The 18,864-nt window shown below is 69.7% G+C and carries 20 protein-coding genes and 1 pseudogene; 10 read left to right on the top strand and 11 right to left on the bottom strand.

The genetic code is table 11. The features are described 5' to 3' along the window. Positions 1–8: 8 nt before the first annotated feature. Positions 9–536: a hypothetical protein gene (locus tag EAD89_RS22465; RefSeq protein WP_147458857.1), complete on the bottom strand. Its 528-nt coding sequence runs from the start codon at positions 534–536 to the stop codon at positions 9–11. 277 nt (positions 537–813) lie between these two features. Between EAD89_RS22465 and EAD89_RS22460 the strand changes: the two genes are divergently transcribed. Then, positions 814–1,800, top strand: a complete 987-nt coding sequence (locus EAD89_RS22460; protein WP_121677101.1) for a helix-turn-helix transcriptional regulator — start codon at positions 814–816, stop codon at positions 1,798–1,800. A gap of 52 nt (positions 1,801–1,852) precedes the next feature. Here EAD89_RS22460 and EAD89_RS22455 read toward each other — a convergent pair whose 3' ends face one another. Further along, complete coding sequence (locus tag EAD89_RS22455) at positions 1,853–2,500, bottom strand: response regulator transcription factor (protein ID WP_121677100.1); 648 nt, start codon at positions 2,498–2,500, stop codon at positions 1,853–1,855. Then, on the bottom strand, positions 2,497–3,603 hold the full coding sequence (locus tag EAD89_RS22450; protein WP_147458856.1) for a sensor histidine kinase: 1,107 nt from the start codon (positions 3,601–3,603) through the stop codon (positions 2,497–2,499). Before EAD89_RS22450 ends, EAD89_RS22455 begins: the two co-directional genes overlap by 4 nt. 140 nt (positions 3,604–3,743) lie before the next feature. On the opposite strand from EAD89_RS22450, the gene EAD89_RS22445 reads away from it, so the two are divergent. Further along, on the top strand, positions 3,744–4,337 hold the full coding sequence (locus tag EAD89_RS22445; protein ID WP_121677098.1) for a CDP-alcohol phosphatidyltransferase family protein: 594 nt from the start codon (positions 3,744–3,746) through the stop codon (positions 4,335–4,337). Continuing rightward, on the top strand, positions 4,334–4,804 hold the full coding sequence (locus tag EAD89_RS22440; RefSeq protein ID WP_121677097.1) for a VTT domain-containing protein: 471 nt from the start codon (positions 4,334–4,336) through the stop codon (positions 4,802–4,804). Before EAD89_RS22445 ends, EAD89_RS22440 begins: the two co-directional genes overlap by 4 nt. 65 nt (positions 4,805–4,869) lie before the next feature. Here the strand turns inward: EAD89_RS22440 and EAD89_RS22435 are convergent, their stop codons facing one another. The 3 genes from EAD89_RS22435 to EAD89_RS22425 all read right to left on the bottom strand — a co-directional run bounded on the left by EAD89_RS22435 (position 4,870) and on the right by EAD89_RS22425 (position 8,802). Then, a complete protein-coding gene (locus tag EAD89_RS22435) occupies positions 4,870–5,553 on the bottom strand; it encodes a DUF4386 domain-containing protein (RefSeq protein ID WP_199733594.1) in 684 nt (227 codons plus the stop codon). A 193-nt stretch (positions 5,554–5,746) separates the two neighbouring features. Further along, positions 5,747–7,201 carry an alkaline phosphatase PhoX gene (locus tag EAD89_RS22430; protein WP_121677095.1) on the bottom strand — a complete coding sequence of 485 codons (1,455 nt, stop codon included), beginning with the start codon at positions 7,199–7,201 and terminating at the stop codon, positions 5,747–5,749. Positions 7,202–7,395: 194 nt separating this feature from the next. After that, positions 7,396–8,802, bottom strand: coding sequence for a glycosyltransferase family 39 protein (locus tag EAD89_RS22425; protein ID WP_121677094.1), 1,407 nt, complete (start codon positions 8,800–8,802; stop codon positions 7,396–7,398). Positions 8,803–9,115: 313 nt separating this feature from the next. On the opposite strand from EAD89_RS22425, the gene EAD89_RS22420 reads away from it, so the two are divergent. Together EAD89_RS22420 and EAD89_RS22415 are read left to right on the top strand one after the other, a co-directional pair. Then, positions 9,116–9,643, top strand: coding sequence for a DUF2231 domain-containing protein (locus EAD89_RS22420; RefSeq protein WP_368666176.1), 528 nt, complete (start codon positions 9,116–9,118; stop codon positions 9,641–9,643). A gap of 15 nt (positions 9,644–9,658) precedes the next feature. Beyond that, entirely contained in the window at positions 9,659–10,051 is a 393-nt protein-coding gene (locus EAD89_RS22415) for a nuclear transport factor 2 family protein (RefSeq protein ID WP_121656901.1), read from the top strand. A gap of 33 nt (positions 10,052–10,084) precedes the next feature. Here the strand turns inward: EAD89_RS22415 and EAD89_RS22410 are convergent, their stop codons facing one another. Together EAD89_RS22410 and rph are read right to left on the bottom strand one after the other, a co-directional pair. Beyond that, a complete protein-coding gene (locus EAD89_RS22410) occupies positions 10,085–10,771 on the bottom strand; it encodes a DNA alkylation repair protein (RefSeq protein WP_121677093.1) in 687 nt (228 codons plus the stop codon). Between the two features lie 168 nt (positions 10,772–10,939). Next, the gene (gene rph, locus EAD89_RS22405; RefSeq protein WP_121677092.1) at positions 10,940–13,537 is read right to left on the bottom strand and encodes a rifamycin-inactivating phosphotransferase; all 2,598 of its coding nucleotides are present in this window, start codon (positions 13,535–13,537) and stop codon (positions 10,940–10,942) included. Between the two features lie 312 nt (positions 13,538–13,849). Between rph and EAD89_RS22400 the strand changes: the two genes are divergently transcribed. From EAD89_RS22400 to EAD89_RS22385, 4 genes are all read left to right on the top strand, one after another. Further along, on the top strand, positions 13,850–14,428 hold the full coding sequence (locus EAD89_RS22400; protein WP_121677091.1) for an alpha/beta fold hydrolase: 579 nt from the start codon (positions 13,850–13,852) through the stop codon (positions 14,426–14,428). Positions 14,429–14,646: 218 nt separating this feature from the next. Continuing rightward, positions 14,647–14,856, top strand: a complete 210-nt coding sequence (locus tag EAD89_RS22395) for a hypothetical protein (RefSeq protein ID WP_121656897.1) — start codon at positions 14,647–14,649, stop codon at positions 14,854–14,856. Between the two features lie 65 nt (positions 14,857–14,921). Continuing rightward, positions 14,922–15,734 carry a rod shape-determining protein gene (locus EAD89_RS22390; RefSeq protein WP_121677090.1) on the top strand — a complete coding sequence of 271 codons (813 nt, stop codon included), beginning with the start codon at positions 14,922–14,924 and terminating at the stop codon, positions 15,732–15,734. A gap of 23 nt (positions 15,735–15,757) precedes the next feature. Continuing rightward, positions 15,758–16,000 (top strand): potassium transporter TrkA, encoded by a 243-nt coding sequence (locus EAD89_RS22385; RefSeq protein WP_121656896.1) that lies wholly within the window; start codon positions 15,758–15,760, stop codon positions 15,998–16,000. A 50-nt stretch (positions 16,001–16,050) separates the two neighbouring features. Here the strand turns inward: EAD89_RS22385 and EAD89_RS22380 are convergent, their stop codons facing one another. Beyond that, positions 16,051–16,380, bottom strand: a complete 330-nt coding sequence (locus EAD89_RS22380; RefSeq protein ID WP_121656895.1) for a TraR/DksA C4-type zinc finger protein — start codon at positions 16,378–16,380, stop codon at positions 16,051–16,053. Positions 16,381–16,769: 389 nt separating this feature from the next. Between EAD89_RS22380 and EAD89_RS22375 the strand changes: the two genes are divergently transcribed. Next, positions 16,770–17,399 (top strand): TetR/AcrR family transcriptional regulator, encoded by a 630-nt coding sequence (locus tag EAD89_RS22375; protein ID WP_121677089.1) that lies wholly within the window; start codon positions 16,770–16,772, stop codon positions 17,397–17,399. A 104-nt stretch (positions 17,400–17,503) separates the two neighbouring features. Here the strand turns inward: EAD89_RS22375 and EAD89_RS22370 are convergent, their stop codons facing one another. Continuing rightward, positions 17,504–18,019, bottom strand: a complete 516-nt coding sequence (locus tag EAD89_RS22370) for a hypothetical protein (protein ID WP_121656893.1) — start codon at positions 18,017–18,019, stop codon at positions 17,504–17,506. A 78-nt stretch (positions 18,020–18,097) separates the two neighbouring features. Continuing rightward, a pseudogene (locus EAD89_RS22365) lies at positions 18,098–18,864 on the bottom strand (type I glutamate--ammonia ligase); the annotation flags it as partial.

Here is an 18,864-nt window from a genome sequence, read left to right as displayed (position 1 = left end):
TGGTCCGGTCAGCTGGTGCCGAAGTACGGCCAGTACGGCAGCTTCTCCGACGTGTACCGGTCGTAGTTCCCGGCGTACCGGTAGGGCACACCGGCCCAGTCCTCGCCGTAGTCGACGTCGACGGCCCAGACCGGCGCGGGGGCGTCGTCGAACACCGTCTGATGAGTACACCCGCCGGCGGCCTTGAACCTGCCGACCTCTTCGCTGGAGTTCGATCCGTACTTCAACAGGACGCGGGCGATCACGCCTCGCCCGTTGGCGAGCCTGTCCCACACGCAGGCCGTCACCTCGACGTTGTACGTGCCGTCCCCCGGGGTGTACCAGTACTCGACATAGAGCTGGTATTCGCCGATCTTCTGGTTGCTGGAGTTGTACATGGGCACGGGCACGCTCCCCGTGCCCTTGTAGCCCGAATAGTGCCGCAGCGCGCTGTTGTTGGGCAGGTTCGACACGGCGAACGCGGTCGATGGGGCAAGGAGGGCCACCGCCGTTGCGATGACCGCCACGATGCCGGCCTTGCGCAAAATTCTCTTCATCGGGCGATCATCGATGGGCCGCCCGGGTCCTGTCGATCTCGTTGCGCTGGGCTGCAAACTCGCTGGTCAGGCATCCGATGCGCTGGTCAGGCGGCAAGTTGTCGACCTTGTTTGGGTTGATGCCCAAGCATTGACCTCCGTCTTAGAAGCTGCCGGTTTGCGGCAGCCCCGCGAATCTTTGCCGACCCGTAGTCGGTCGTCATGATCCGGTCGGCGGAATCGTGGCGGCTGACCGGCCGTCAGACTGGACGCACGTCCAGTCGACCGGGGGACCGTCATGCTTCGGATCCACTTCACCGCCGCGGACCTCGTCCGCACCCGGATCGCCGGTACGCCTGATCCACTGTGGGAGAGCATGCTCAGCATGCACTGGCTGCGGCTCCGGTGCCGGGACCCGCTGCTGGCCGGGTGGCGGCAACGAACGTGCGGCTTGCTGCATCAGCGCCACGGACACCGGGCCGAGGTGGCGTTGCCCTTGTCGATCAACCCGCCGCTGGGCTACTTCCCGGACTTCCTCACCCCGACCGAGGCGGCCGACGGGTTCGAGCCGGGACTGGACGCCCTGCTGCGCACGCCCAAGGCCAGACTCGCCATCGACCTGGCGACGCTCCGGTCGACGGGGATCCGGCTCTCGTCGGCCGTCGCGGATCTGGCGGCCGGCGACGTGACCGCCCTGCGCCAGCTCGGGGCCGGCCTTCAGCTCTACTACCGGCTCGCGATCCTGCCCCTGTGGAACGTGGTCCGCTCCGCGTTCGACGCCGACCGGGCGTTGCGGTCCCGACGACTGCTGAACCAGGGCCTGTCGGCGCTCCTCAACGACCTGCATCCGACCGCCAGGTTCGACGGCGGTGTCCTGACGATCACCGACTACATCGCCGAGCGTGACCTCCACCTGGACGGTAGGGGGCTACTCCTCGTGCCCTGCTACTTCAAGCGGCACGACAAGCCGATGGTGCTCGCCGATCCGCTGCTGCCACCGGTGTTGATCTATTCAATCCATCCGCACGCCCGGGTGGTGTCGACGGCGGCTGCGGCCAAATCCCTGTCGGCGCTGGTGGGCGACACGCGGGCCGCCATCCTGGTGCTGACCGCCGAGGGCGGGACCACGTCGGAGGTCGCCCACCGGCTCGACATCAGCGTCCCGTCGGCAAGCCGGCACCTGGCCGTACTGCGCTCCTCGGGTCTGGTCACCAGCGCCCGCGACCGCAACGCCGTGCACCACACCCTCACCCCGCTGGGCCTGGCGCTGTTGAACGCCGGATGACCCGGGCGTCACGCCACCAGGAGTCGGCCGTGGCACCCGGACCGCGTTCTTGTCAGGGGGCGAGGCCGGCCTGGATCGCGAGGATGGCGGCTCGTACGCGGTCGCGGCTGCCGGTCTTGGCCAGCACGTTGGTGACGTGGGTCTTGACGGTGCTCATCGAAAGGTGCAGGCGTTCGGCTATCTCGTTGTTGTTGAGTCCGCCGCCGATCAGGGCGAGCACGTCGGTCTCCCGAGTGGTCAGCTGGTAGGCCGCCAGTTCCACGAGGGTGGCGGGCCCGGTAGCGCGTACCCGGTCGAGTACGGCGCCGGTGACCTCGGAGGAGAGGATCGCCTCCCCGGACGCGACGGTCCGCACCGCGGCGATCAGGTCGCGGGCGCTGCACCGCTTGAGCAGGAACCCGCGCGCGCCGGAGGCGATGGCGTCCAGGACGTAGGCGTCGTCGTCGAAGGTGGTGACGACGATGACGGCCGGGGCGTGCGGGACCCCGGCCAGCTCGCGGGTGGCCTGCAGGCCGTCGAGTACCGGCATGCGGATGTCGACGAGGGCGACGTCGATGCGGGAGTCGCGACGTACGGCGTCGAGGAACTGCCGGCCGTCGGCCGCCTCGGCCGCGACGTGGATGTCGGGTTGGGAACGCAGGATCAGGCTGAAGCCTTCGCGGACCAACTGCTGGTCGTCGGCGATCGCGACGCGGATCACGTCGTCACCACCGGCAGGTCGGCCTCCAGCATGGTGCCGCCGCCGGGGCGCTGGCTCAGCTTCCAGCTCCCTCCGCGGGCGCTCACCCGCTCCTCGATGCCGAGCAGGCCCGAGCCTCGCGTTGGTGCCCGGGGCGGCCCGATGCCGTCGTCGCTGACCCGTAGACGGACGCGGTCGCCGATGCGGACCAGTTCGACCCAGGCGGCCGTGGCTTTGGCGTGGCGGGCGATGTTGGTGAGGGCCTCCTGGGCGATGCGGTAGACGGCCAACACGCCGATCTCGTCCAGGCCCGGCTCGGGGTCCAGGCGCACCCGCACTGTCACGCCCTGGTGGCGCAGCGGCTGCGCGAGCAGTTCGTCGATGTCGGACAGGCGGGGCGGCGCGCTCACGACGATCGCCGCGCCCGGATCGCGCAGGTGCACGACGAGCGTATCGAGCTCACTCAACGCGGTGCGTCCGCTGTCCGCGATCGCCCGCAGGGCCGCCCCCGGATCGTCGCTGAGCTGGCCCGCCTCGGCCTGAACCACCATCGCGGTGACGTGGTGGCCGACCACGTCGTGCAGCTCGCGGGCCAGGTTCGTGCGCTGCTCCAGCCAGGCCGCCTGGCCGCGCAGCTCGCCTGTTTCCCGAGTGAGGGCGTGGCCGCGTGACCACGACCGCAGCAGGATCGCCAGGAGGTAGCCGCCCGCCACGAAGGCGAACGGCTGCTCGTACAGCCCTCGCTGGTTGAGCAGCGCGGTGGCGAGGGCGCCGACGGCGCCGAGCAAGCCGAAAACCCACCCCAGCCACGGGCGTCGGGCCGGGTCCACGCAGGTCGAGACGAACACGAAGGTGCCGGCCGCGAGGCCCAACTGTACGGACTCTCCGGTGCTCACCAGCGCCACGAACCCGGCGCAGACCGCGAAGACCAGGGCCCGGTGGCGGGGCCGCAGCGTCAAGGCCGCGAGGCCGACGGGCAGCACCACCCACGCCCAACCCGCCGGCACGGACAGGCCCCCCTCGGCGGTCGTGACCACCAGGGCGACGATCAAGCCGGCCGCGCCGTACGCCAGCCGGCGCACCCGCTCGGGGTCGCGCAACCAGTCCCGGTTTGCAGTCCTCACCTGCACAGTCTCGGCGACCAGCCCGGAAATCGGCCAGGTACCCCGGTACCAGACCGGCCGGCACCCCGGTGCCGCCGCCGCGACCAGATCGGCACCGCGGCACGTTCCGCCCGGAACGCCCTCAGCACGACGCTGCAGAGGTGACTCTTGCTGACCCTCGCGCCGCCATCAACGTCGGCCCTCTTCGTACGGTTCCGAACTACATCACCGCCCTCCGTACGGTCGCCGCTGTCACCGTCGGTGTCGTCGCCCTCGTCGCCGGCTCCGTGGCACTGCTGGCGGTGGCGTACGGGATCTACTGGCTCGGCGACATGCTCGACGGCTGGGCCGCCCGCCGGCTCGGACAGGAGACCCGCGCGGGGGCCGTACTCGATATCGTGAGCGACCGCGCGTGCACCGCCGTGCTCTGCGTGGGTCTGGTCTCCCTCGTGCCCGACGTCGCGGTCGTGGCCCTGGTGTTCCTGCTCTCGTTCCTGGTGCTGGACACCATGCTGTCGCTGGCGTTCCTGTGCTGGCCCGTGCTCAGCCCGAACTACTTCCACCTGGTCGACCGGCGGGTATGGGCGTTGAACTGGTCGCCCCTGGCCAAGGCCGCCAACACCGCCGGGGTGATCGGCGCCGTCGCGTTCGGGCAGTACCAGCTCGCGCTGGGCGTAGCCGTGGCCGTCGTCGCGGTCAAGCTGTGGTCAGCCGCAGCGGTGGCCCGGCTGCTTAACCGGGACGGCCGGGCGTGAGCAGTCTCGGCGAGGCGGTGGTGGCGCTCGGGTACGGTCTCGCCTCGGCCCTCGTCCCGGTCGTCAACGCCGAGGCCTACGCCGTGGTCGCCGGGCACCGTGGCGGCCACGCTCTGGTCGCCGTACTCGCTCTGGCGCTCGGGCAGACCGCCGGCAAACTGCTCCTGTTCGAAGCCGCGCGTCGCGGAACCGGACGGCTGGCCCGGAAGCTCGCGCGACGGACTCGATCAGGTCGCGCGGCGACCCGGGCCACCCGTTGGGCCGGGCGGATCCGGCGCTGGCTCTCCCGCCGCCGCACCGCCCTGCCGACGGTGCTCGTCGCCGCCGCAGTCGGGGTTCCGCCGCTGGCCGTGGTCAGCCTCGCCGCCGGCACCGCAGGACTTCGACACTGGGAGTTCGCGGTCTCGTGCCTCCTCGGGCGGGTGATCCGTTTCGCGCTCCTCGCCCTGCCGGCGGCGCTCGCCTAGCCCCGCCTGCGTGACATCCAGCCGCCGCATGGAGGAGACAACACCCGGGACCGCTGACGCCGCTCTCAGGCTTGGGACAGCGTGCTGGTCGCCGCTACCGAGCCGGTGTTGCGGGGGATGGCGGGAGGGGACCGGAACCCCTTGACGATGAGGTGGACGGCGAGGCTGACTTCCCACGCGAACACGGGAAGCGCGGCGATCGCGTGGTCGAGCGGACTGTAGAGCCCGAACATCACCGCAACCGCGGAGGTGGTGACGAGCGGCCCACCGACGAGACCCAGGAGGGCGATGATCCGTGGCACCGCCTGGGACCGGTACACCAGGTAGGCCAGCAGCAGGCTGTTCACGCCCAGAATGACGTTGGAACCGAGCAGGAACGTCCAGTCGTGGATGGCCACGAGCGACTGCCCGACCGCCGCGAGCGCGCCGTCGTCGGTGCTCGGGCCCGCGCCGTCCTGTCGCAACGTCACGATCGACACGACGCTGACGATCCCGACGGTGATAACCGCGGCTTCGAGGAGGCGACCGCAGACGTGGGCGAGGGCCATGCCCTCGTTCTGCCGTTTGATCACGGGATACAGCGTGACCGCGGTGCCGATGACGGCCATGACGACGATGAGCTCGCTGAACGCTCCCACCAGCACCCGGGTGTCGGCCCCGGCGCCCCCGACATAGTTCTCGTTGGACAGTACGGGCTGGTACAGCGCCAGGCCGGTGATCCCGGCGATCTCGGTGATCAGGAACAACACACCCGCGACAGTCGCGGTCCTACTCCTGGAACTCATGAGCCACCACCCTCTCGTCGTGGTGTACGCCGTACACCATCTGGACTCACGGTAGGTGTACGGCGTACACCTGTCAACGGGTCGATCAGGTGGGGTCGGAGAGAGCGGCGGGGGGCCCGGCGGATCGCCGGACCCCCACCCGTTCGAAGTGGCTCGGTCAGCCCAGGTACTTCTCCCACGGGCCGGTGATGGCCAGTGTGAGGCCGGGATCCTGCATGTTGACGAAGAGCACCTTGCCGTCGGCCGTGAAGGTCGGCCCGCAGAACTCCGAGTCGTTGAGCTGATTGCGGGCGATCGCGTACGTCGGCCCACCCGGGACCGCGCTGAGCACGTGGGAGGCGCCCGAGCCGTCCTCGGCGAGCACGAGGCTTCCCCACGGGGTGACGGTCACGTTGTCCGGGCCGTCGAAGGTGAGGTCGGTGTACTTGACCGACGTCCCCTCCTCCGAGGCGGTTTGGTGCGGGAAGTACGTCACCAGCTGGATGGTCTGGGCCTCGTAGTTGTAGAACCAGACCATGCCGTCGTGCGGAGCCGCGTCCGCCGGCAGGTCACCCTCGTCCCAGGCGTAGGAGTTGACCACGTACACGCCCTCGTCGGTGCCCCACACGCCCTCGAACTTGCGTCCGCGGGTCACCTGGCCGTCGGCGAACTGCTCGCGTACGGACTTGTGGCGCGCGTCGCGGTCCGGCACCTCGATCCACCGCACGGGGAAGGGCCGGCCCAACTGGGCGGAGGTCAGGTAGGCGACGTCCGGCAGCACGGAGCCGTCGTCCATGATGATCTGCATGGCGGCGAGGACGCCGGCGTTCGGTGCGAGGCGGGTGAGCACGCCGGGACCGAGCTTGACGCCGCGCGGCGCCGTCCAACGGTAGAAGAGGCCGTTGGGCCCGTCGGCGTCTTCGGAGAGGTAGACGCTGGTCCGGTCCTTGTCGACCGCCAGGGCCTCGTGGGAGTAGCGGCCCAGGCACTTGATCGGCCGCGGGTCCGCGCTGCCGTCGGCCCAGACCTCGAAGACGTAGCCGTGATCCTTCTGGTAGACGCCGGACCGGCCGCCCTCTTCCCAGTCGTCGCCCGCGCGGTCCTCGGTCTCCTCACAGGTGAGCCAGGTCCCCCAGGGGGTCGGCCCGCCGGCGCAGTTGGAGATGGTGCCGGAGAGGGCGACGAACTCACCCAGGTTCCGGCCCGCACGGTCCGTCTTGATCACCGTGCAACCGCCGGCGTCGACGGCGCCCGAGTCGTACACCGTGCCCTTGACGTGCGGCACGCCGAACTCGGCGCCCGGGTCGATCTCGTGGTTCTGGATCAGGGTGTAGCGGCCGTGTCCGGCGTCGTAGACGGCCATGCCGTCGTGGTCGGCCGGGGTCACGCCCTGGCCGCGGTCGAGCCGGGTGACACCCGTCCGGGTGACCACGGTGTAGCTGAAGCCCTCGGGCAGGGCCAGGATGCCGTCGGGGTCGTCCACGAGCGGCGGGAAGGGCACGGGACCGGCCTTGACCGGCGGGTGCGGCCGGCCCGGCTTGGCCTGCGCCAGGGACGGCAGGCCGCCGGCGATGGCGAGGCCCACGCCGGCGGCGGCGCCACCGGCGAGGAAGGTACGACGAGAGGAAGGCACGCGGATCAGCTCCTGGTCAGGGCAAGTGCGACGAATGACAGCCAACCCCCGCGGACAGACGCCGACACGTCGCCTTCGGGATGGATTGGTGACATCGGAGTGAAGAATCAGCGCCACTCACGCTTCGCCAGCCAGCGGCGTATCCACTTGCCGAGACACGGGCCGTTCCGGACGAGCGGCGGTGGGGTTACCAGTCAACTCGGCATGCGTTCCAGAAGGCTGATGCCCAACAGCGCGTACTGCCAACGCTGTGCGGGCCGATAGTCCTTCCGGATCCGTTCCTGTTTTCCAGGTGCCATGTCCTTCATCGGGTCGGTCGCGTTGTCGACGCGGACGACCCAGATCCGGGGCGGGGTGCCCAGGCAGACCGCATCGGGGCATTCCGTCGCCAAGAACTGGCCGTTGGTGCGCTGTCGGGCGGTACGCAGCACATCAGGCGGGCGAGGGGTAGGCAGGTAGCGCTCGTAGATGTCCCGCGGGGACCAGGGGATGCTCGGGTGGCTGTCGGGAAAGACGACCACGTCACCAGGGCGGTATCGGGGGCCGATGACCGCCGCGATGCGGAACGAGTCCTGGCTGTGGCCAGCCTGGGAGCGGACGGTGACCTGTGCGGGACAGGCCAGGGTCGTGGCCAGGCAGACGGCGACGATCGAATGCGCCCGGCCGATCCGGGTCAGGGCGGACGCCGCGAGGATGGCCATTGCCGGCAGCACCACCAGGACGTACCGGGCTGTCCACACCTGGACCTGGGTGCCGACGAGGAACAGCAGGACCGCCGGAACGAACGCCGCGGTGGCCAGGCAGACGTGGGCCGAGTCGCGGCGTACGCCGAGCACCGCCAGCACGAGGACGAACCCGCCGACGGCCGCGGAGTGGAAGAGCCGTTCCGGGAACTCCTGCAGGGCGCTGAGGTCGACCAGGGCGATCCAGGAGACCTGCGCTGTCTGCCCGGAGCCCCGAACGGACAGGGCAAGGGCTGGCAGTGCGCCGACGAAGGCCGCCGTCGCCCACCACCGCGTTGTTCGCCAGCCGTCGGTGCGGTGTCCGAGCTGCCACCAACCCACGGCCGTGGCGTGCCCGACGATCATGAGCAGTCCGCTGAGCGGATGCAGCATGCCGGCGAAACCGACGGCGGCGGCGTAGCCGATGAGCCGAGCACGCGTGGGACGCTCCAACGACATGACCAGGAGCAGTACGGCGAGTGCGGCACCGAGAATCACCGCGGCGTACGACCGTGCTTCCTGCGCGTAGCGCGACGTCACCGGGAGAATCGCGAAGATCAGCCCGGCAAGCAGGCCCGTCGCGTTCCCGCCCACCCGCCGGCCGAGCACGGTCACCACCACCGTGGAGAGGGTCATCGCGACGGCGGAGGGCAGCCGTAGCGCGAGGGTCGAGGTGCCCGCCACGGCTGTGTATGCCTTCATGAGCCCGTAATACGGGGTGAGCACCGCGTCCACCGACCCCGAGAGCTGCCACAACTGGGACCACGACAGCCGTACAGCGCCCCAGGTGGCGAGTTCGTCAGCCCACAACGCCGCACCGGTCAGACGCCACAGACCCAGCGCCGCCGCGACCAGACCGGGCAGAGCCAGACCTGCCACGCCGACCGCCGTATGCGCTCGCGGGGGTTGGTCCGCCACGTCCGCCCCTGGCGACTGCGCTCCCTTGGCTGCTTCAGGCAGGTCGGGCAGGGCAGCGATGGCGCCGGTGCGGTGCAGGGGCCAACTGGCGGTGATGACGGTTCTCCTTCAAGGGCGGGCCACGGCCGCGCGAACGCTAGCCATCGTTGAAGAGCGCACGATGTCGCCCGGCATGACGGCTAATGAACGGCAGGTGCCGGCAACGTCCGCCCGGGCGTCCGGTCAGCCCGCTGAACCGGATCGTCCGCCAGGTGTATCGGCGTCCGGTCCGGGTATGCGGGTGCGGTTGGTACCCCGACAGGAGGTTGCAGTGGAGAGTCGAGCCAAGGCGATGGGTCACGGGATCCATCCCATGCTGATCGTGTTCCCGCTGGGACTCCTCGCGACGTCGGTCATCTTCGACATCCTGTATCTGATCACCGACCGAACCGGATTCCAGATCTCCGCCGCGTACACCATCGCGGCGGGTGTCATCGGCGGCGTGGTCGCCGCCCTGTTCGGCTTCATCGACTGGCGGGCCATCCCGGCCGGCACCCGGGCCAAGCGGATCGGCGCGGCGCACGGCACCGGCAACCTGGTGGTCGTGATCCTGTTCGCGGTGAGCTGGCTGGTGCGTCTGTCCCGGGACAACTGGGAACCGAACGCCGGCGCGCTGATCCTCAGCTTCGCGGGCATCATCCTCTCCGGGGTGACCGCCTGGCTGGGCGGGGAACTGGTCGAGCGGCTGGGCATCAGCGTGAGCGACAACGCCGGGGTGAACGCGCCCAGCTCGCTGCGCCGCGCGCCGGCACGCGGCGCCTGACCCCGGCGCCGCGCCGTGGACAGGAAGCACGTCGACGACTGGCTCGCCGCCTACGAGCGGGCGTGGCGTACGCCGGGCACGAACGCGCTGGGCACGCTCTTCGCCGAGGATGCGAGCTACCAGCAGGGGCCGTACTGGACGCCCGTCGTCGGCCTGCCGGCCATCGCCCGGATGTGGGAAGAGCAGCGCAGGGGCCCCGACGAGGTGTTCGAGATGACGAGGGAGATCGTCGCCGTGGACGGCGACACCGCGGTGGCGCGCCTGGAGGTCCACTACGGCGATCCGGTCGACCAGGAGTACCGCGACCTGTGGATCATGCGATTCGCCGAGGATGGACGGTGCCGGTCGTTCGAGGAGTGGCCGTTCTGGCCAGGACAGCAACCGGCCAACCCGCCGGACGGACCGTGACCCGAGGCATCGGTCCGGTCGCGGCGTCACCTCCTAGCCGTCGTGCTGGCGGCGCACCATCTCGTTGATCCAGATGGGTGCGAACGGAGACGTGCAGCCGGGGGAGGTCGGATAGTCCTTGAGCACCTCCAAGCGTTCACCGATGTCCAGTGCACGGGCGCGGTGCTCGGCGTGGTCGATCCCGATCTGAGCCAGGCAGTGGTTCATCGCCCACTGCAGGCGGTCCGGGGCGTCCTTCATCTCCGCCTCGATGACGTCGAGCAGGCCTGGAAGGTCGAGGCCCTGCGGCTTCTTCGTCACACGTTCGGTGGTCAACGCCCAGCCGGCGCTCGCGACCACCGGATCCGGATCGGCGGACCAGGCCACACGCAGCTCCTCGGAGTGCGGATTCTTCTTCACCACGTAGCTCACGAGCCAGTCGTGCACCTTCGGTACGCGCGCCTCGCGCAACATGACGTCCAACTCGGCGCGCTCGAACGCCTTCGGTCGACAGATCAGAATCGCCAGCAGTCTCGCCGCGGTGTCGCCCGTCGCCCACAGGTGGCACGCGAGTTCCTGCTGCGTCTTCAGGCGCTTCGCGAGCGCGCGCAGCTTGCCGAGGTGCACACCGTGGTCGTCACCGTGTCTCTCGTTCACCTCGCGTATCTTCGGGTCCTCGAGAGCGGCCAGCTCGGCCAGCACCTCGGCCACCGTCGTCCCGCTCGGCGTCGTCTCGGCCACCGCAGCCTCCCGTCCATCGCGTGCGAGACGCAGCCTACGACGGAAGGGCGCCACCGGTGGAGGTCGTCGTCGACATCGACGACCGCCCCAACGGGCAGGATGGCCCTGCGCCGTTGGGGCGGAGCCACGGCGGCGTCGGCGGCGACAAGATCGAGGCCTGCTGTCCCGTCACGACAGGATCTGCACGTACCCGTCGGTGCCGTGCACGCGAATCCGCTGCCCGTCCCGGATCAGCTTGGTCGCGTGCTCCACACCGACGACGGCGGGCAGGCCGTACTCCCGGGCAATCACCGCACCGTGGGTCATGAGGCCGCCCACCTCCGTCACCAACCCTTCGATCGCGACGAACAGGGGCGACCAGCTCGGGTCGGTGTAGGCGGTGACCAGGATGTCGCCTGGTTCAAGGTCGGCCTCGGTCAGGTCCAGGATGACGCGAGCCCGTCCCTCGACGATGCCGTTGGAGACCGGGAGGCCGACCAGCGCGCCGGTCGGCACGTCGTCGCGTCGGTACGCCCCGGTGATGCCCTCACCTTCCGACGTGAGCACCCGGGGCGGTGTGAGCGCCTGATACGACCTGAACGCTTCCTTCCGCCGCTGGATGAGCTGATCGTCAGCCTGGTTCGTGCGTACGACGTCGTGCAGCTCCTGGAACGTGAGGTAGAAGATGTCCTCCCTCTCACGAAGCACGTTGGCCTGTACGAGGCGCTCGGCCTCGTCCAGCAGGGCCTGTTTGTAGATGAAGTAGCGGCTGACAATGCCGTACTTCGGATACTCCCGGTAGCCGATGAAGGTCCGAACCCGGTCGATCATCCGCTTGGCCTCGGCGGCTTTCTGCTCCCCGTCCGGCAGGGCCCGCAGGAGTTCCAGCACGTCCTCCTGCTTCTTCCGCGCCTCCTGCCGCCCCTGCTCGAAGCGCCGTTCGGCGGCGCCCGGCTCGAAGAGCTTGATGTTGTCGAGGAGCAGGGGCACGAGCGTGGCGGGGCGTTCGCTCCAGCGCGGTCTCGTGATGTCGATCTCGCCGACGCAGCGCATGCCGTACCGGTCGAGGTAGGCCTCGATGGCGTCGCGCGCTTCGCCCCCGCCCGCGAGCTTCGGCAGCTCGTCAAGGAAGCCGTCGTCCTCGACCTCCTGCAGGAACGCCACCACCTCCGGGTGGGGGCGGATCACGTCCGCGACGTCGAGTAGCGCCAGGCCCATCTCTGACGTGATGTTGCCGGGGGCCGACAGCGTGAGGGTGTCGGCCGCGTTCTTCTCGCCCAGCCATTCCTGGAGCTGGTCGTTGAGCCACCAGGTGGCCTCCATCCCCGCCATGATCGCCTGGATGCTCAGCGGGTCGGCGAGGACTCGCTTGTGCTCCTGGAAGGCCTCCAGCAGGAAGTCGAACAGCCCCGGTCCGCTCTTCGTCCGGATGTCACTCCGTAGGGCGGCGATGGAAGCCTGGCTGCGCTCGATCAGCTCGGTGACGATGCCCGGATCGTTCTCGATCTGGGCGGGCGCGCCGCTGGCCGGTGGCCCGCCGGGAGCGGCGTCCGGGAGCGTCGGGATGAAGTCGCCGCGGTCGAGGACGGTTTCCAGCGCGTCCCTGATCAACGGATCACCCCGTCCCACCAGGTCCAGGAAGCCGGCGCGGCCCGCGGGCGAGGCCAGGCGCGGGGTGGCGTCGACGAACAGCCTCCCGCCGGCCTCGTGCATCGGCGCCATGGCCGTCAGCTGCCACATGGAGACGCCCAGGGGCTTCATGGCGTCGGTCATCATCTGCTGATGACCGACCGAGACGTAGACGTGGTTCCCCGCGTCGCTGGTCTCGGGGACGGGGAACAGCGTGGTGATCGGCCGGCTCTGCACGATCTGGAAGTCATCGTCGACCAGGCACCACTCGATGTCCTGCGGGCGGCCGAAGTGTGCTTCGATCCGCCGGCCCAGCCGCACCAGTCGCACGACCTGTTCGTCCGTCAGCGTCGGCTGCTCCTGCCGGTCCGAGCTGATCGCCTGCTCCGCCGTCCCGCCGGTGGGCAGGGCGTGAATGGCGAGCCGCTTGGTGGCGATCGCCTTGTCGACGATCACACCGTCCCGCACCGTGTAGGCGTCCGCGTTCACCAGACCGGAGACCAGAGCCTCGCCGAGGCCGAAGCTGGCCTCCACGCGGGCGACCTTCCGGTTGGACGTGACGGGGTCGGCCGTGAACAGGACCCCGGCCGCCTGCGGGAAGGCCATCTGCTGCACGACGACGGCCATGTGGACCGTGCGGTGGTCGATGCCGTTGCGCTGACGGTAGGTCACGGCCCGCTCGGTGAACAGCGAGGCCCAGCACCGGCTGACGTGCTGGAGGATCGCCGCCGGGCCCACGACGTTCAGGTACGTGTCCTGCTGGCCGGCGAAGGAGGCTGTCGGCAGGTCCTCGGCCGTCGCGCTGGATCGGACGGCGTAGGCGGCCCGCTCATCGAGCGCGGCGAGGGCCCGGGTGATCGCCGCAGCCACATCGTCGGGGACCACGATTCCTTCGAGGGTACGGCGGATCTCCGCACTGAGGGCGCGAATCCCCTCCCGGTCGTCCGGGTTGAGGCGCGACAGCTGATCGAGCCGATCGTCGATCGACGGGGCTTCGGCCACGATCCGCCGGAAGGCGTCCGTCGTCACGCAGAAGCCGGCCGGTACGCGGACGCCGCCGATCCGCGAGAGCGCCCCCAGGTGCGCGCCCTTGCCGCCGACGATCCCGACCTGCGTCTCGTCGAGGTCCTGGAGACCCCGCACGTACTGCTCGCTCATCGCGATACCTCCGTGGCCGCCGCCCTCATTTCTTCCTGCCGTCCTCTCGACGCCGGTAGCGGTTCGACGACATCGCGCCCCTCGTAGGTCGACACCAACACACGCACGTCGTGCCCCATTTCTTCGGCCGCTCATGGCTTCGGCCGACGATTCTGCGGCAAGACCCGGGTCTTGCGGCAAGTCCCCCGGTGCGATATACGTTTAAGTGGGATTACTTTCTTCATTGTCGCGCGTTGCGGCCAGAAATCGTTCTCGAAAACGGTGGCGTCGGCCTGTGTCAGGGCGCGGTCGGGGATATGAAGGAGGACCGTCATGGCCGGGATCGGACAGGTCCTGTTCATCCAGGGCGGCGGCGCGGGCACGCACGACGAATGGGACAACGAGCTGGTCGACAGCTTGAGGCGGGAGCTCGGGAACGGGTACGAGGTCCGCTACCCGCGCATGCCCGACGAGGACGACCCGAACTACGCCAGTTGGAGCGCGGCCATCCGACGGGAGATCGCGGCCCTGGGCGACGGGGCGGTCGTCGCGGGCCATTCAGTCGGCGCGACGATCCTCATCAACGCCCTCGCCGAGCGGCCACCGGAGCGGGAGCTCAAGATGATCGCGCTCATCGCCGCTCCGTTCGTCGGTGCGGGCGGCTGGCCCGGCGACGAGTTCGAGCTGCCGCACGACCTCGGCGCGAGGCTGCCGCACGGCGTGCCGGTGCACGTGTTCCACGGACTCCAGGACGAGACTGCTCCACCGTCGCATGCTGACCTGTATGCGCACGTCATCCCGCAGGCACTGCCGCACCGGCTGCCCGGGCGCGACCACCAGCTGAACAACGACCTGAGCGAGGTCGCGGAGGCGATCAAGCTGGACGACCGCGGACCCGTCGCCCGGGAATAGCGAAGGGTCCGCTCACCGGAAGCGGGCGTGCAGGACGAAGCCCACGGCGATCGTCGCCAGAATCAGGGCAATGTAGAGGGTCACCAGCGCTCCGCCCCACCGCCGCTGCCGCGCCGGACCCGAGCCGGTTCGCTCGGAGTTGCGGGCAATGGCATGGCCGTTGCCGTCACATGGTGCGGATGTGGCCGACACGCTGGGCGACGGCTATGGTTTGCGACATGCACGATCGGCGCACCCTTCGACGCGTCGGCCAGCGCATGCCGCTGCCGACGATGCTGGTGCTTGCCGTGATCGTGATGGTGCTCTCCGCCACCCGGTCGATCGGGCTGTGCATCGTGTTCCGCTCCGCACGACGGGCGATCCCCGGCTGCGTGCCTGCCTGGTCGGCGGACCGTGCTCCGCCGCGCCTCGCGCGCGCCATCGCCTGACCCACTCGCCCCGGCTTCCGCCGGTCCCCGCCTCGGAGCATCGTGCCCACCTCGTGCCTGTCCGCATGCCCGTCTTCGCCCTCGACACGTGCCGCCACCCCGACGCTGGGGCGGCGCACATGCTGACCCCCGGCGCGTATGCCCGCCGGGGCGTACGCCATCCTCTCGCTCTCGATCTGGGCACGTCGACCGTGCGGCTCTGGAGCCCTGTTCGCGGCTCGGTCGTCACCGCACCCGCCGTCGTCGCGCCGGGACCGTCCGGGCGGCATGTCGTCGGTCGCGCCGCGCTCGACGCGGTCGCCTCCGGCGGTGGGAAGCCGACGTGGCCGATTCGTGACGGCGTGGTCGACGACTTCTTCGCCTGCGTGTACCTGGTGCGCGTGCTCAGCGCCGCCACCGGCCGGTCCCGTGCTGACGAATCCCCGGTCCTGGTCGGTGTCCCGGCCACCGCCACGATCCGACAGAAGAACATGCTGATCGCGGCGGTTCGGCGGGCAACCGGTGGGCGGGTCGCCGCAGTCGAGGAACCACTCGCGGCGGCGCTCGCCTGCTGTCCCGGTCCCGACTGGGACGATGTGCTGGCCGTGGACGTGGGTGGCGGGCGTACCGAGGTCGCCCGCATCACCGACGGAACGGTCGTAGCTGCCGAACGCGCGGACGCGACCAACACCGTCGATCAGATCCCGGCGATCGTCGCCTGCGTACGACGTCTGGGCGCCGGACCGCAACCGGTCCGCCGGCTGTTGCTCACCGGCGGCGGTGCCACTCATCCGGATCTCGCCGCCCGACTGGCCGCGATGACCGGCCGCACGGTGACCCTGCCCGCCGAACCACACCTGGCCACGCTCGCCGGCCTGCGCCTGCTGCTGACCCGCTGAGCCGCTTCTCTTCCGGAGTCGTCATGTATGTCGAACTGACCCCGCTGCCCGGTATCGGGGTACGCCGTATGTTCACCACCGCCGAAGGCCGCCGCGTCGGCGTGGTCACGCACCATCCCGGCGGCCGGCGGGATCTTGTCTATGAGTCCCCGGACGATCCCGACGCCACCTGCTGTCTGACCCTGACCCGATCCGAGGCCATGGCTCTCGCCGGGCTTTTGGGCATCCTGGAGGTCGTCACCGTCGCGGAACCATCTGGCGCGTAACGGCTTGTGGCTGCCGTGCCACCCGCGTGGCACGGCAGCCACGTCGGGCGTCACCCGTTGTGCTTTTCCTGGCATGGCACGCAGAAGCGAGCGTGCGGGAGGACCTCAAGCCGTTCCGGCGGGATGCTCTTGCCGCACTTCTCGCAGGCGCCGTAGGTGCCGTCGGTGATCCGGCGCAGCGCACCGGTGATCTGCTCGATGTTGCGGCGGGTGGCCACCAGCAGCGCGGCGCGGTGGTGGGCCTCGCTGGGGTCGCCGGTGTCCGCGTTGAGCTCGGTCAGTTCCCGCAGCCGAGCCGTCTGCGTGGCGAAGTCGTCCGCCAGGGACGCTCGCAGATCAGCGAGCCATTTCTGGTCAACCGTACGATGATCGATGCTCATGGTCTGCCCTTCACAAGGAACCGGAAAAAGAAAAAGGGCCGAAGCTGAATAGCTTCGCCCTGGCGGCCGTTCTGGGGTGCAACGGTGCCGCGGGAGGGCCTCGGCCGGTTCGCGCCGGGCTCGACAGCCTGTGCGTGGGCGCGATGTGCAGCGCACGGACAACCGGCACCCGCATCCCGGCCATCCGGTGCGCCGCCGCCACGCGGACAGCACCGAATGCCGCCACATCAGTGACGGCGGGCGAGCGGAACGTCACCGGCGGCATGCCTCCACCATAGGGCGGCGCTGGCCGAAAGCCAACGTCCGCTGGCCGGGACCAACCTCCGCATCGCGCGGTCCAACGACCGCAAATCGGACGACTCGCGTCCGCTTAATGATAATCTCTGCGGATGCCCGAACGGGACCCCGCGCACGGCGTCCGCGCGGACGCACAGCGCAACCGACGCCAGCTGATCGTCGCGACGCGAAAGGCGATCGATTCCCGCGGGCTCGACGTCTCAGCCCTGGACATCGCGACGGCGGCGGGCGTGGGAGTGGGCACCCTGTACCGGCGCTTCGGGACGAAGGAAGCGCTGCTGGACCACGTGGTGCTCGGCCTCTACGACGAGTTGTGCGACACCGCGCAGGTCTGCCTGGAGCGTCCGGACCCGTGGGCGGGCCTGGCGGAGTTCGTGATGGAGCTGGCCGGAGCGCACCGGGACAGCCGCGGCCTGGCCGAGGTCACCGCGACGTGCGAACGGCCGCCGTCGCCCGAGCTCGCACAGCGGACCGCCGCACTACAGGACGCTGTCGCACGGCTCACCGAGCGGGCCCGCGACGCCGGCGCCCTGCGTGCCGACGTGACCTGGCAGGACATCCTGATCTGCTCGCGGGCGGCGCTGGACACCGACCACTGCCTCGGCGTGGACGCCGGACCCGAGGGGTGGCGTCGAGTCGTCACCATCCTGCTCGACGGGATACGCGCCCCCGGGCGCACCCCTCTTGAGGAGCCTGCGCCGCACGTCCACAAGCCGAGATGACGAATCCGGCCGCGGAGTGGGAGAGCACCCCGGGACCACGCGGTGGCGCTACCCGACGCGCCATCAGCAGTTGATGACGGCAGGAGCAGACTCCTCGTCGCTGGTCAGGGGTCGATGCGGTAACGCCGGTAGCCCGGCTCTGGTGGCTGGTGCTCGAACCCGTTCTCGTCCAAGGCGTTGAAGACGGTCAGCCATGCCGTAGCGAAGTCGAAGCCGACCGCGACACTGCCGTTGGCAAGGTCAGTCTCGCCTCCGATCCATTCGAGCAGTTCGACGTGGCGCAGCGTGCGGCCAGGCAGGTCCACGAGATCTGGCAATGGTTCCGGTCGCCAGGCGAGGTGAAAGTAGGGATCCTCGATCGCCCGGGACGGGTTGATGGTGTTCCAGGTGACGGAAAGGTCGTCGAACTTCTGATGGTCGATCTCAACCTGCTCGGCTCCGAAGTCGAGTAGGACGGGTGCATCGGTGAACCACTCGTCATGGTCGAGGTCCCAGACCAGCCAGGCGTGCTGGAGGGCGAGGCCGACCAGCCCACCCAGGCGTCGGGCGTGTGTGGCCGTGATGTCGCTGCGCCCGTTGAGCCACTGCGGCTGGTAGTCCTGGATGCCGAAGCGGGTCATGGGCAGAGTTTGCCACCCGGCGAGCTGTCCTTCCTGCCCGCCAAAGGGCCCGCGGCGGCTGCCGCACGTCCGGCCGGGTCAGCAGTCGAAGTAGAGGGCGAACTCGTGCGGAGTCGGACGCAGCGCCGTGGGTTGGACCTCGTTGGTGCGCTTCCAGTCGATCCAGGTGGTGATCAGGTCGGAGGTGAACACGCCGCCGTCGAGCAGGTAGTCGTGGTCGTGGGCGAGGGAGTCCAACGCTTGTGCGAGGGAGTCGGGGACCTGCTTGACGTCGCCCCACTCCTCGGGTGGGAGGTCGTAGAGGTCCTTGTCGATCGGCGTCGGTGGCTCGATCTTGCTCTTGATGCCGTCGAGGCCGGCCATCATCATGGCGGAGAAGGCGAGGTAGACGTTGGCGGACGGGTCCGGGACGCGGAACTCGACGCGCTTGGCTTTCGGGTTCGCGCCGGTGACCGGGATGCGGGTGCAGGCCGAGCGGTTGCGCTGGGAGTAGACCAGGTTGACCGGCGCCTCGAAGCCCGGCACCAGGCGGCGGTACGAGTTGATCGTCGGGTTGGTGAAGGCCAGCAGCGACGGCGCGTGGTGCAGCAGACCACCGATGTACCAGCGGGCCGTGTCGGACAGGCCGGCGTAGCCGGTCTCGTCGTAGAACAGCGGTTCGCCGTTGAGCCAGAGGCTCTGGTGGGTGTGCATGCCCGAGCCGTTGTCACCGAACAGCGGCTTGGGCATGAAGGTGGCGGTTTTGCCGTTGGCCCAGGCTTCGTTCTTGACGATGTACTTGAACAGTTGGAGTTGGTCGGCGGCGTGCAGCAGGGTGGAGAACCGGTAGTTGATCTCGGATTGGC

The sequence above is a fragment of the Micromonospora sp. BL4 genome, assembly GCF_003667505.1.
Lineage (GTDB): Bacteria > Actinomycetota > Actinomycetes > Mycobacteriales > Micromonosporaceae > Micromonospora.
This window is presented reverse-complemented; position numbering and strand designations above follow the sequence as displayed.